A 13438-nucleotide genomic window follows, 5' to 3' on the forward strand; every position below is an offset into this window, starting at 1 on the left:
GCGGCCATCGACGCGACCTGCCCCCTTTGATCACCAGCGCCTGACAATTGGATCTGATTGTGTCGGACCACTGCGAGCGTTGTCACACCCTAAGCCAAGAATTGGTAACGATTATTACCCCTGGTGTTTGATTTCTCACTCGATGTTGACCGCGGTGAGCCGTCCGCGGGCGATGGTCTTGTCGGCGATCTCCTTGAGAACGACGGAGAGGGGGGCGCCCTGCGCCGCCTCGACCCTGCCCTGCAACGTGTAGACGGTGAAGCGGTAGCTGAGGCTCTCGTCGCAAGGAGGCTGGTAGCCCACCTTGCCGCTGGTGGCCCGCGCCTGGGCCGAACCCTCCGGCGGGCTCTCCGAAGCCCCCGGGCCCAGCTCGGTCGTGGTGGCCGGGATGTTGTAGAGCACCCACTGCACCGCCGACTCCGACGAGCTGTGGGAGTCGACCACGATCGCGGTCGACTTGGCCTCCGGCAGTGGCTCGCTGGACCAGCGCAGCGGCGGGCTGCCCTGCCGGCCCGAGCACCCGTACTCGCGCGGCAGCGGCTCGCCCTCGCGCAGATCCGGGCTCGAGACGTTGATCTCGGCGATCTCCTTGGCCTCCGACCTGCTGATGAAGCCGGCGCAGCCCGACACGAGAAGCGCGAGACCCACCGCCGTCACACTGACGGCCGTGCGTCCCAGGCGTCCTGTCGTGTTACACAGCCCCATGCCGGATGATGCTACGCGGCTATCGGGCATGCGCCGACCGTTTCGCGATGGTCGGTGGACGGTAAAGGACGCAAAATCGGCCACAATCGAGGCATGGAGGGGGTGGGCACGGACGCGGACACGACCTTCGGCATCCTCGGGCCGCTTGAGGTGTGGCGGCACGGCCAGGTCGTGGAGGTCTCCGGGCAACGCCTGCGCACCCTGCTGGGGCTGCTCGCCCTCGACGGCGGGGTGACAGTTCCGTTTGACCGGCTGGTCGCCGGGGTGTGGGAGGACAGCCCGCCCGGCAGCGTGGGCAACGCCCTGCAGGCCCTCGTCTCCCGCCTCCGCGCCGCTCTCGCCCGAACTCGCGGCGAGCACGGGCACCAGGGCGCGGCGGGCAGGCACCTCGTGGTGGCCGACCCCACCGGCTACCGGCTCGCCGTGACCGCGGGGCAGGTGGACGCGCACCGCTTCACCGCGCTCGCCCATGGCGGCAGGTCCGCGCTGGCGTCGGGTGACGCGCGGGCGGCGGCCGAGACGCTGCGCGAGGCGCTGGCGCTGTGGCGCGGCCCCGCGCTGGCGGACCTGGCCGGGGTGAGCGTCGCCGTCGGTGACGTCGCCGCGCTGGACGCTCTGCGTCTGGCCGCGACCGAAGACCGTATCGAGGCCGACCTGCTCCTCGGCAGGCACGCCGAGGTGCTCGACGACCTGACGGCGCTGCTCGCCGCGCACCGCCTGCGGGAGCGCCTGCACGGCCAGCTCATGCGGGCGCTGTACGGCGCGGGCAGGAGGGTGGAAGCCCTGGCCGCCTACGAGTCGGCCCGCCGGACGTTCCGCGACGAGCTGGGCGCGGAACCGTCACCCCGGCTCGCCGACCTCCACCTGGCCCTCCTCCGCGACGACCCCCCTCCCACCCTCCGCCCCGAGCCGGTCCCGTCCGCCTCCCGCGCGAAGCCACCCGCTCCCTCCGGCGAGGCGCCTGAAGGAGCGCGGGGCTCTCTCGGCGCGGCGATTCCGGCGCGTCCCGGGCCGGACGGCGGCGGGGTGGTTCCGGCGCGTCCCGGGCCGGACGGCGGCGCGGTGGTTCCGCCTCGCCGTGGGAATCTGCGTGCCCGGCTGACCAGCTTCGTGGGCCGGGAACGCGAGGTCGCGCACACGGGCGAGCTGCTGGCCGGCCACCGCCTGGTCACGTTGATCGGACCCGGGGGAGCGGGTAAGACGCGGCTCGCCACGGAGGCGGCCGAGACGATGGGCGACGCGATGCCCGACGGGGTGTGGCTGGCCGAGCTGGCCACGGCCGTCGACGCGGCCGGCGTGACGCAGAGCCTCATCGGCGCGCTGGACGTGCGCGACGGCATCATCGCCGCCCCGGGCGCCGCCGGCCCACCACTGGACCCGGCGGACCGGCTGGTCAGGGCGTTGCACGGCAAGCGGCTGCTGGTCGTGCTGGACAACTGCGAGCACGTGGCCGAGCACGCCGCGGTCCTGGCCGACAGGCTGCTCGCCGAGTGCCCCGGGGTGAAGATCCTCGCCACCAGCCGCGAGCCGCTCGGCATCACCGGAGAGGTGACCCGCATCCTCCCCCCGCTCGCCGTGCCGCCGTCCGGGGCGGGCGTGTCGGAGGCGGCGAGCTACCCGGCCGTCCGGCTGTTCGCCGACAGGGCGGCCGCCGTACGCCCCGGCTACCGGGTGGGCGGCGACGCGGCGGCCGTGATGAGCATCTGCCGGGCGCTGGACGGGCTGCCGCTGGCCATCGAACTGGCCGCCGCCAGGATGCGGTCCATGACCGCCGAGCAGCTCGCGGCCCGGCTCGGCGACAGGTTCCGGCTGCTCAACGGCGGCAGCCGCACCGCGCAGCCGCGTCATCGGACGCTGCGTTCGCTCGTCGAATGGAGCTGGGAACTGCTCGACGACGACGAACGCGTCCTGGCCCGCCGCCTGGCCGCGTTCTCCGGCGGCGCCACCCTGGAGACGCTGGAACAGGTCTTCGGCGACGTGCTCGACCCGCTGTCGCGGCTCGTCGACAAGTCGCTGGTCGGGTACGAGGCGAGCAGGTACCGGATGCTGGAGACGATCCGGGCCTACGCCGCCGCACGTCTCGCCGAGTCGGGCGAGGAGATCGCCGTACGCCGGGCGCACGCCCGCCACTTCACCGAGCTGGCCGAGGCCGCCGAACCGGCGCTGCGCACGGCCGCCCAGCTCGACGCGCTGGCCCAGCTCACCGCCGAGCACGAGAACCTGTCGGCGGCGCTGCGCTGGGCGCTCGACAACGGCGAGCAGGAGTCGGCGCTGCGGCTCGTCGGCGCGCTCGGCTGGTACTGGTGGCTGAAGGGGCACCGGATGGAGGGTGCGACGCGGGCCCACGAGGTGCTGGCGGCCACTCCCGGCGCCAGCGGCGAGCTGCGCGCGCGGGCGCTGGCCGTCCACGGCATCAACGCGGTGGGCGCGGCTCTGGCGTGGGAGGAGAGCCGGGACTCGGGGCAGGAGCTGCGCCGGCTGATCGACCGGGTGGGCGAGGTCCACCCGATCGTCGCCATGGCCGTGCCTGCGGTGGCGATGTACGGCCTGGCGGAGCCGGAGGACGAGCGCCACATCGACGAGATGGTGCGGCACGCCGACCTGTGGGCGAGCGCGTCGGGCCTGGTCTACCGGGCGCTGCTGCACTACGCCGCCGGACGGGTCGAGGACAGCGAACGCGACACCCGCGAGGCGTTCGAGCGGTATCGCGGGACGGGCGACCGGTGGGGGATGGGCACCGCGCTCGGCACCCTGTCGGACGTCCACCTCCTGCGCGGCGAGGCCGAGCGGAGCGTGCGGGTCATGCGCGAGGCGCTGGATTTGATGGACGAGCTGGGCGCGGTCGAGGACACCGCGTACATGCGGGCCAGGCTGGCGCTCGGTTTCAACGTGCTGGGCCGGCAGGCCGAGGCGGACACGCTGCTGGCGGAGGCGGAGAGCATCGTGATCAGCCTCGGCGACCGGATCGGCGAGGCCGGCGTCACCGCGGCGTGGGGGGAGTTCGCCAGGCAGCGCGGCGACCTGGAGACCGCCCGGCGGCAGTACGCCCAGGCGCAGAAGGTGCTGGACGAGACAGTGGCCGCGCCGCCGCAGATGGCGGCCGCGCTCAGCTCGTCGCTGGCGCTGCTTGCCGTACAGGAAGGTGATCTGGGGCGGGCCAGGACGACGGCCGGCCTGGCCGTCCGCCAGGCCGAGGATTCCGGGGACGCGCAGGTGCTCGGGATCGCGGTGATCGCCTGCGCCGGCCTGGCGCTGGCCGCGGGCCGCGCGGCGGACGCGGCGACGCTGCTCGGCGGCGCTCAGGCCATCAGGGGCACCACGGCCGTGATCGAGTGGGACCACCGGCGGATCACCGAGGACGTCGCGGCCGCGCTCGGCGAGGGCGGGCTCGCCCATCACCTGGAGCGCGGCCGGACGCTGCGCCGCGCGGACGTCGTGGCGCTGGCCGCGAGCCTGTGACCCCCCGCTGCCGGCTGCGTCGGTGTCAGGCGTGGTCGCGGAAGACCTTGATGGCCAGCGGCGCGAACACCAGCGTGAAGCCGGCCGACCAGAGCAGCGACACCAGGATCGGCCCGGCCACCTCGCCGCCGATCAGCAGGCCGCGGATGGCGTCGGACAGGTGGGTCACCGGGTTGACGTCGGACCAGGCCTGCAGCCAGGACGGGAACGTGGCCGACGGCACCAGGGCGCTGCTCGTGAACGTCAGCGGCATCATCACCGAGAAGGAGAACATCTGCACCTTCTCCGGGTTGGCCGCCTTGAGTCCGATCACCACCGACATCCACGACATGGCCAGGGCGACCACCACGAGCAGGGCCAGCGCCCCGAGCAGCCCGGCCACGCTGGTCGTCACCCGGAACCCCAGCACCATGCCGAACCCCACCAGCAGCGCGAACGCCCACACCTGCTTGAAGGTGTCGGCGACGACCCGGCCGGCCAGCGGCGCGGTGCGGGCGATCGGCAGGCTGCGCAGCCGGTCGAAGACGCCCTTGGAGATGTCGGTGTTGAGGCCGACCGCCGTGGACAACGTGTAGAAAAGGGCGTTCTGCACCAACAGGCCGGGCAGTGCGAATTGCAGGTAGTCGCCCGTCGAACCGGAGATCGCCCCGCCGAACACGTAGGTGAACAGCAGCAGGAACATGATCGGCTGGATGCTGAGATCGAGCAGCTCCCACGGGTTGTGCTTGATCTGCACCAGGCTCCGCCAGGCGAGCGTCAGCGTCTGCCGGACGGTCGCGGCCGGCCCCACGCGCCTGCCCGCGACGGGCGGCGCGGTCGTCGTCACGGCGGTCATACGAGGGCCTCCTCGGCCTTGGTGTCATCAGTGGTGTCATCAGTGGCGGTCTCCTCGGCGTGGTGCCCGGTCAGGGCCAGGAACACCTCGTCGAGCGTGGACTTGCGCAGCGTCAGCTCCGAGGCGACGACGCCCAGGTCGTCGAGGCGCCGCACGACGGCCGGCACCACGGACGGGTCGTGCACGGCGGCGGTCACCCTGCCGCCCACTGTCTCGGGAGCGGCCCCGATGACGTCGGTGACGATGCCGGTCACCAGCTCCAGGTGGTCGCCGTGGAGGGGGCGCACCTCCAGCACCTGGGCGCCGGTGGTCGCCTTGAGCTGGTCGGAGGTGCCCGACGCGATCACCTTGCCGTGGTCGAACACCACGATGTCGTCGGCGAGCTGGTCGGCCTCCTCAAGGTATTGGGTGGTCAGCAGCACCGTCACCCCGTCGGCCATCAGCCCGCGCACGACGGCCCACAGCTCGGTGCGGCTGCGCGGGTCGAGGCCCGTGGTCGGCTCGTCGAGGAACAGCACCTGCGGCCTGCCGACCAGGCTCGCCGCCAGGTCGAGCCGCCGGCGCATGCCGCCCGAGTAGGTCTTGGCGGCGCGCCCGCCCGCCTCGGTCAGGTCGAACCGCTCCAGCAGCGCCGCCGCCCGCGCCCTGGCCTCGGCCCGGGACATGCCGAGCAGCCGGCCGATCATCACCAGGTTCTCGACGCCGGTGAGCATCTCGTCGACCGCGGCGTACTGGCCGGTCAGCCCGATGAAGGAGCGCACCTGGTGGGCCTGGCGGCGCACGTCGAACCCCAGCACGGTGGCCTTGCCCGCGTCGGGCGCGAGCAGGGTGGCGAGGATGCGCACGGCGGTCGTCTTGCCGGCGCCGTTGGGGCCGAGCACGCCCAGCAGCCGGCCGGGAGGCACCACGAGGTCGACGCCGTCGAGGGCTCGGGTGTCGCCATATTGCTTCACGAGACCCTCGGCCTCTATCGCGTAGCGCATGACTTCCCTTTCAGTGGTCTGTGCCTCCACTGTGTCGTACGTCACTGACATTTCCCTGATCGCGGCGCCGACGCCGCTGAGAGATCGCTGACGTGCCGCGCGGCTTAAGCTGGGATTCGTGACACCTACTGGCCCGCTCCGTGATCCGGCGCACCGCGTCTCGCCGAAGGCCGTCAGGCTCTGGCTGCTGGAGGCCCTGATCGCCTTTGTGATCATGGTTGGTGGCTCCGCGCTGGTCGCGGCCTGGGTCGGCGGCAGCGACTGGCCGTGGGTGCCCGGCTGGTTCGCCGACCGGCCGTGGGTGCTGCCCGCGACGGTGGCGGCGCTGCTGACGCCGTTCCTGGTGGCGGAGCCGTTCGTGCGCTACTCCGTGCACCGGTGGGAGCTTTCGGGCGACGTCGTGTACGCGCGGACGGGGTTCCTGACCAGGGAGTGGGTGTTCGTGCCGGTGAGCAGGATCCAGACGGTCGACAAGGCGCAGGGCTGGCTGGAGCGCATGCTCGGGCTGGCCACCCTGGAGATCCGCACCGCCTCGCACGCGGGCTCGTCCACGATCCAGGGGCTCGACTTCCAGGTGGCGGCCGGGCTGGCCGACCGGCTGGCGCACCGGGCCGAAGAGCTGAGGGACGACGCCACGTGACCGGTCCGGCCGAGCTTCCCGAGCCCTCCGAGGCACCCCGCCGGCACCACCCAGCCGCGCCGAGTCCCGGCCCCGTGCCGCAGGGCGCCGCTCCTGGCGCCGGTGCGCCTCCCCAGGGCCCCGTCCCGCCTCCTCAGGGCCCCGTCCCGCCCCCGTACGGGCAGCTCGGGCATCCGCCGTACGGCGGGCAGGGGGAGCCGCCGTACGGGCCGGGAGGGCCGCGACAGCCGGGACCGGGGCCGGGACCGGGGCCGGGACCGGGTCCCGGCGCGCGGGCACCGCTGCGGCTGAGTCCCAAGGTGCTGCTCATCGACCCGGTGCGGATGCTGCCCAACCTGCTTCTGCCGCTCGTCGGCGTGCTGTTCGTGGGCGGGTTCTCCGGCTCCTCCTACGTGTGGGCGACGGTCACGGTCGTGGGGGCCGTGGTGTTCGCGCTGATCCGGTGGGTGACGTTCACGTACGAGATCGTCGGCGACCGGATGGAGATCAACCGATCGCTCATCAGCCGGTCGCTGCGCACCATCCCGCTCGAACGGGTGCGCGGCGTCGACGTGTCCACCCCGCCCCTGCACCGGCTGCTCGGCCTGGCCGTCCTGAAGATCGACACCGGCGCGAGCGGCGGCGACGAGGAGGGCAAGCTCGACGGCGTCACCCTGGAGGAGGCCGAACGCCTCAAGGCCGCCCTGCTGCGCCGCGTCGCGGTGGCCCGGGCGCGGGCGGGCACGGCCGAGACGGCCGGCTCCGGATCGGGGTCGCCCGTGACCGCGGGGCCCGTGGCCACGGGCGGCGCGGCGGCCGCCCACCCGGCCCCCGCGCAGGGCCGCCCCGTCCCGCCGGAGCGGACGATCATCTCCGTGCCCCGCAGGTGGCTGCTCTACGGGCCGCTGTCCGGCGCGTACCTCTTCACGCCGTTCGCGCTCGCGGGCGGCGCCATCGGGCTCGCCTTCCAGTGGGGCAACGAGTTGGGCGTCGGCCGCGACGCCGCCTGGCAGGCGGCCCGCTGGCTCGGGGACCGGCCCTATCTGCTGCTGGTCGCCGTACTGCTCCTGGTCGTGGCCATGCCGTTCGTGGGCGGCGTCATGTACGCGGTGTTCAACTGGGACTTCCGGCTGGAGGACCGCGACGGCTACCTCGTCGCCGAACGCGGGCTGATCAACCGGCGCAGCGTCTCGCTGGAGACGAGACGGGTGCGCGGCTACGAGATCGTGGACGGCCTGGCCGAACGCCGGGCCGGGGTGGTGCGGGCCTGGGCGATCGTGACGGGCCTCGGCGACTCCTCGACGCGGGGCCAGCTCCTGCCCGTCGTGCCCAGGAAGGTCGCCGTCGAGGTGACGGCCGGGGCGATCGGCCCGTTCCTGGCGGACCTGCGCCCCCACCCGCCCGTGGCGCGCAGGCGCCGCCTGTTCAGGGCGATCGCCCCGTGGCTGGCCGTGTGCCTGACCGCCCTGGCGGCGGCCGTGGCGACCGGGCTGCCGCTGTGGTGGGTCCTCACCGTGCTCGCCCTCGCGCCGGCCGGGCTGGGAGTGCCGCTCGGCCTCGACCGTTACCGGTCGCTGGGGCACGGCTACGACGGGGCGCGCCTGTCGGTCCGCTCGGGTTCGCTTCGGCGGTCCCAGGCGGTGGTGGAACGGCGGGCCGTGGTCGGCTGGCGGATCAGGCAGACGTGGTTCCAGCGGCGGGCCGGGGTCTACACGCTGATCGCCGGCGTGGGGGCCGGCGAGGGCGGCTACCATGCCGTCGACGTCTCGGCCGGCCAGGCCGGTGACTTCCCGGCCGAGGTGACGCCCGACTGGCTGGCGCCGTTCCGGACCGAGCCGGGCGCGCCGCGGTCATCCTGACGTACGGGCCGGCTCCCGCGACGCGTCCGGCGCGACGGCGCGGCCCAGACGGTCGACGACCTTTGCACGCGGGCGGCGGCCGAGCGGGCTCACCGAACGCGACCCACCGGCCGCGCCCTCCGGGAACGCGAAAGGGCGGCGGGGCACGTCTTTCAGGTCGTGCCCCGCCGCCCTTCCCGGCGGTGTCAGTCCTGGCGGCGGGCGCCGAACATGATCTCGTCCCAGGTGGGCACGGAGGCGCGGCGTCCCCTCGAACCCTTGCGCGGCTGGCGGGCCGCCGGCGCGGGCGGCGCGGACGGGACCGGCACGTCCTTCGCGGCCTCCTTGGCCTTGTCGCCCTTGCCTGGACCGCCCTTGCCTGGACCGCCCTTGCCGCCGGCGGTCGCGTCGTCCCTGCCCGGGCGGGCCGCCGGCACCGCCGCCGCGGCCGGTGCCGGCTTCGGCTTGGGCGCGGGCGGCCTGGGAACGGGCTTCGGCTTGGGCGCGGGCGGCGCCTCGGACACGTCGGCTTCCGCCGCCTCGGACACGTCCGCGCCTGAGCCCGTCGCGCCTGAGTCCACCGTGTCCGGGGCTGTCGCGCCTGAGTCCATCGCGTCCGGGGCTGTCGCGTCCGGGGCTGTCGCGTCCGGGGCTGTCGCGTCCGGGGTCGCCGTCGTTTCCGACGTCGTCGTGTCGGATGCGGTCGTTTCTGGCTCGGTCGTTTCTGGCTCGGTCGCCGTCGGAGGAGCCGGGTCGGGCGCGGTCCTGTCGGGCGTGGCCGGCTCCGGCTGAGACGGCTCGGCCGCTGCGGCTGGTTCGGTCGTCAGGGGCTGGGGCGTCTCGGCCGGCGTGGGTTCGGGCCCTCGGGTGCCGGTCGGGTCCTGCTGCGGAGCCCCGGCTTCCGGCGCGGCCTGCTCCGGTGCCGCTTCGATCGCGGGGCTGTCCTTGGACGCTGTCATGGACGGAGCCGTGGGTGCCTCGTCGGGTGTCGGCACGGGTGCTGCCTCGCTCACCGCATCCGACTGGGCCGCGGCCCCGTCGCTCGTGCCGGCTGTCGCTTCCTCGGTGGCCGCGGGCGCCTCCGCGGGTCCGGCGGCAACAGGGAGGGAGGGCGCTTCGGCGGGCGCCGAAGTGGTGGGGCCAGACGGTGCGTCCCGCACGCTGGATGCACCGGTGTCCGGTGTGCTCGGGTCTGGTGTGCCCGGGTCCGGTGTGCCGGTGTGCGGTGTGCTTGTGTCCGGTGTGCCAGTGTCCGGGGCGCCGGCGGCGGACGGCACGGGCTCCTCGACGCCCGTGACGGTGTGAGCGGGCTCCTCGGTGACCGGCTCAGCGGTCTGGGCGGGGGAGGCGGGCAGGGGTGTACCCGGGTCGGCCGGCTCAGCCGTGGGCTGTCCGGCAACCGGCGGTGCGGCAACCGGCGGTGCGACAGCCGGTGGCGCGGTGGCCACCCGGTCCGCTGCCAACTCCTCTGGGGCGGCCTGCCCTGCGGCAGCCCGCTCCACAGCGGCCTGGTCCACAGCGGCCTGGTCCACAGCGGCCTGGTCCACAGCGGCCTGCTCCCCAGCGGCCTGCTCCACAGCGGCCTGGTCTGCGGCGGCCTGATCGGCGGCCTGGTCTGCGGCGGCCTGCTCGGCACCCGTCCGCTCGGCAGTCGCCCGCTCCTCCGCACTCGTCCCGGTGGCCGCCGGCCAGGGATGCGCCGGTTCGGCGGGCCGTGGTCCGGGGGCGGGTGCGGGGGTGGGGTGCGAGGCGGGCGGGGCCGCGGGACCGGTCGGCGGCTGCTCCGCCGGGCGGGACGGAGCGCCGGACGGCGGTGGCTGGGGCGTGGGCTCGCGGGTCACCGGGGCGTAGAACGCCTCGGCCTCGACGGCACCACCACGCTCCTCCGTACGGCTGAGGCCGAAGTCGGCGGGCCAGGCCCCGGGCGCGCCACGGCGGGCGGGCGGCTCGGACGGCGAGCCGGCGCCGGGTCCGTCGTCGCGTGCCGGAACGGCCGGCGGCGCGGCGGAAGGGGACGGCGGGGCGGGCTCGCGCGAGGCGGCCGGGTCCGGCGGGAAGGCAGGGCGACGGGCCGGGGGCGTGCCCGGAGAGCGTTCGAAGGGCGGCGGGCCGAAGTCGGCGCCGCGCGGCGGCCCGTGGTGCCCGACGGCGGGCTCCTCCGGTTCGCGGCGCGCCGACGGGAACGGCAGCGGGTCCGAGCCGAGCGGCGGCACCGGCTGCAGCTTGGCCACGCGCGGCGTGAACGGCGTGACCGTCGTGTCCTCCACCGGAGGGCTCGGGTCGAAGTCGGCCGACGACAGTCGCATGGCCTCGTCGTCGTGGGGTGTGACGTGGCGGCGGCGCGGGTCGAACAGCCACTCGGCGTGCCGGGTGTGACCGTTCCAGACGTAGCCGAGCTTGACCCGCCACAGGCCGTCGTCGCGCTTGGCGGAGTCCCAGTCGATCTCGTCGGTGGGCACGCCGCGCCGGGTGAGCCGCTCGGCGACGAGCTCGCCGAGCGTCGGGCCGGCCGACGACTCGCCGGGCATCCGTACGGTCACGCGCTGCGCCTGTTGGGCGACGTACTCGCGTTCCTGCAGCACCGGCCCCTCGAACCAGCGCACGCGTTCGACCGGGATGCCGGCGGTAGCGGCGATCTCCTCCGCGGTCTCTCCGGCGCGGATGCGCGCCTGGATCTCCTTGGGGCGCAACGGGCTCTCCACTTCGATCTCGTACTGCCCGAGACGGGAGAAGTTGCCGCGGACGGCAGCACGGAGCCGGTCGTCCACGGGAAGTGTGAAGCGTGTACCTCGCCCGGCAGTCGCCAGCACGAGATAGGTGCCGTCCTCACTCACCGCGACGAGTCGGAGCTCCTGCATGCGAGTCCCTTCGTCAGCGTGCTCATTCTTCCCCCGGACCCTTGAGTCTCTCGCGTGTGCCGGTTGCCTGCCAGCACCGTACCCGGCATGTCCGAACATCGCCTTCATGGGATAGGCCCCGGGCGATGTGACGCCGGTCACATTTACCGATTCGATCCCCATCAGAGCTCACCGATCCGGAGAGTCCCCGACGGATTCTGTCGGACTAGGACGTGTGACGCACCGTGGTCGGGTGAAAACGCCGGACGGCCCGGATGGGCGAGCGAGGCGCCGGTGACGGGAACGCCCGCCCGTTCGAGCCGCCGGACGGCCGTCGCCAGGACAGCGGAGCCGGCTCCGTCGACGGCGAGCGTCGCGACGGCGGGCTTCCTGGCGTGCCTGCGCACCCAGTCGAGACCGGCGACGACGTCCGACAGGGCGCCCGTCCCGCCGCAGCCGAGCACGCGGACCGAGGCGAGCCTGGCCCGCGGCGCCATGCCGTGAACGCGTCCGGCGGCCTGGCGGGCCACCCGCGTGCCGTGCCCGGTGCAGTCGTCGCCCGTGCCGCCGGTGGCGTCGAAGGCCCGCCACGCCCGGTCGCCGAAGTCGCCGTGGGCCGGGTTCAGGCCGCTGTCGACGACGTACACGGTGGTCCCGGGGCTGCCCGCCGTGCCGGCGGGCAGCCGGTGGGGGCCGGGAACGGGCAGGACCAGCCGGTCGGGCTCCACCCCGCGCACCCGCGGGTCGGTGAGCAGCTCGGCCGCCTCGGCGGCGGTGAGCCAGGTGGCGAAGCCGGGCAGCGCGGCGGTGTAGTAGCGGCGCACCCGCCAGCGCACCTCGCCGACGAGGTCGCGGGCGGCGGCGCGGTCACGGGCGGTGACGAGGTACGCGCGGGTGGACTCGCTCGCGCCGGGCCGGACGGCCAGCCCGGAGGCAGGCGTCACGGCGAGGGGCACCGCGGTGGTCACCGCGGTCGCGACCGCCGTCGCGGCGGCCGCGGCGAGATAGACGGAGGGCAGGCCGAATCGTCGGGGCACGAGCCAGAAGGGTGCCTGTCACCTACGTCACAGGAACAACGGGACACGCGCCTGCGTCTATTCACGAGGAAGCTCTTTACCCGGCGCATGGCGAACGGCGCCCGCGGGCGATTCCACGACACGCACACCACGAAGGGGGACTGGTTTCAGGCATGGGCGGCGAGCAGCGGAAGTTCGAGCTGAGCCTGCCGCAGATCGGGGGAAGCGCCCTCGCGGCGCTGACGGCCGCGGTGGCCGCCTCGTACTTGGGGGTCGCGGGCACGGTGATCGGTGCGGCGGTGATGAGCGTCGGCAGCACGATCGGCACCGCCGTCTACACGCACTACCTCAAGCGCACCGGCGACAAGGTCAAGCAGCGCACGGTCATCGTCTTTCGGCGGGAGGACGGGGAGCCGCCGGGGGACGCCGGGAGCGAGGAGACACGGGACGCGCACGAGGGCGCGCCGGTGACGGCCGTCCACACCGCGCACACCGCGACCCACACCGGGGCCCACACCGGGGCCCACACCGGGGCCCACACCGGAGCCCACACCGTGGCCGACGGCACGGTCCGCGATGCCGGCGACGAGGGGAGAGACGCTCCCACTCTCGTGATGGAGCGGCCGGTGCCGGCGCGCGGCGACGCCGGGCTGCCGTGGAGCAAGATCGCCGCGGTGGCCGCGCTGGTGTTCGCGATCAGCATGGGCGGCATCCTGGCCTACCAGGGGCTGACCCAGACCACGGTGCACGAGCAGGTCACCGGCCAGACGCGGGAGAAGCGGCCCGACCCTGCGCCCGAACGCGAGGAGCGGCGGTCCGAGGAGCCCGTGGGGCAGACCGGCACGGCGCCGGCCGGACCGCCGGAGACGCGCGCGCCGGTCGCCACGCCCAGCGCGACCCCCACCCCCACGCCGACGCCGACATCCACCAGGTCCGGAGACTCTTCGGCGACGCCCACGCCCACGCGCGGCTCGGCGGAGCCGTCGGCGCCGGCCGCCGAGACGCCGCCGCAGGACGCCGAGGAGACGGGGGCGCCCGCAGTGACGGAGCCCGCGCCGCAGGTCAGCGAGCCGGACGCGGACCCGGAGCCCGACACGGACCCGCTCCCCCAGTAGGAGGCCCCGGTAGGAGCCCGGAGGGGTTCGG

9 protein-coding genes are annotated in these 13438 nt (G+C 74.5%); 4 read left to right on the top strand and 5 right to left on the bottom strand.

Going from position 1 to position 13438, the window contains the following annotated elements; all coding sequences use genetic code 11:
* Positions 1 to 135 precede the first annotated feature (135 nt).
* Positions 136 to 648 (bottom strand): YbhB/YbcL family Raf kinase inhibitor-like protein, encoded by a 513-nt coding sequence (locus ACGF0J_RS32660; RefSeq protein ID WP_393152113.1) that lies wholly within the window; start codon positions 646 to 648, stop codon positions 136 to 138.
* A 150-nt stretch (positions 649 to 798) separates the two neighbouring features.
* Here ACGF0J_RS32660 and ACGF0J_RS32665 point away from each other — a divergent pair, with 150 nt between their 5' ends.
* Complete coding sequence (locus ACGF0J_RS32665) at positions 799 to 4164, top strand: BTAD domain-containing putative transcriptional regulator (RefSeq protein WP_393152115.1); 3366 nt, start codon at positions 799 to 801, stop codon at positions 4162 to 4164.
* A 25-nt stretch (positions 4165 to 4189) separates the two neighbouring features.
* Here ACGF0J_RS32665 and ACGF0J_RS32670 read toward each other — a convergent pair whose 3' ends face one another.
* Both ACGF0J_RS32670 and ACGF0J_RS32675 read right to left on the bottom strand, forming a co-directional pair.
* Positions 4190 to 4999, bottom strand: coding sequence for an ABC transporter permease (locus ACGF0J_RS32670; RefSeq protein WP_393152117.1), 810 nt, complete (start codon positions 4997 to 4999; stop codon positions 4190 to 4192).
* Entirely contained in the window at positions 4996 to 5982 is a 987-nt protein-coding gene (locus ACGF0J_RS32675) for an ATP-binding cassette domain-containing protein (protein WP_393152261.1), read from the bottom strand. Before ACGF0J_RS32675 ends, ACGF0J_RS32670 begins: the two co-directional genes overlap by 4 nt.
* 118 nt (positions 5983 to 6100) lie before the next feature.
* On the opposite strand from ACGF0J_RS32675, the gene ACGF0J_RS32680 reads away from it, so the two are divergent.
* Together ACGF0J_RS32680 and ACGF0J_RS32685 are read left to right on the top strand one after the other, a co-directional pair.
* Positions 6101 to 6622, top strand: a complete 522-nt coding sequence (locus ACGF0J_RS32680; RefSeq protein ID WP_393152119.1) for a PH domain-containing protein — start codon at positions 6101 to 6103, stop codon at positions 6620 to 6622.
* A 299-nt stretch (positions 6623 to 6921) separates the two neighbouring features.
* Entirely contained in the window at positions 6922 to 8460 is a 1539-nt protein-coding gene (locus ACGF0J_RS32685; RefSeq protein WP_393152121.1) for a PH domain-containing protein, read from the top strand.
* Between the two features lie 185 nt (positions 8461 to 8645).
* Here the strand turns inward: ACGF0J_RS32685 and sepH are convergent, their stop codons facing one another.
* Together sepH and ACGF0J_RS32695 are read right to left on the bottom strand one after the other, a co-directional pair.
* Complete coding sequence (gene sepH, locus ACGF0J_RS32690) at positions 8646 to 11297, bottom strand: septation protein SepH (RefSeq protein WP_393152123.1); 2652 nt, start codon at positions 11295 to 11297, stop codon at positions 8646 to 8648.
* A gap of 161 nt (positions 11298 to 11458) precedes the next feature.
* Positions 11459 to 12313, bottom strand: a complete 855-nt coding sequence (locus tag ACGF0J_RS32695; RefSeq protein WP_393152125.1) for a S8 family serine peptidase — start codon at positions 12311 to 12313, stop codon at positions 11459 to 11461.
* A gap of 152 nt (positions 12314 to 12465) precedes the next feature.
* Here ACGF0J_RS32695 and ACGF0J_RS32700 point away from each other — a divergent pair, with 152 nt between their 5' ends.
* Positions 12466 to 13407, top strand: coding sequence for a hypothetical protein (locus tag ACGF0J_RS32700; RefSeq protein WP_393152127.1), 942 nt, complete (start codon positions 12466 to 12468; stop codon positions 13405 to 13407).
* Positions 13408 to 13438 lie beyond the last annotated feature (31 nt).

This window comes from Nonomuraea sp. NPDC047897 (genome assembly GCF_043204415.1).
Lineage (GTDB): Bacteria > Actinomycetota > Actinomycetes > Streptosporangiales > Streptosporangiaceae > Nonomuraea.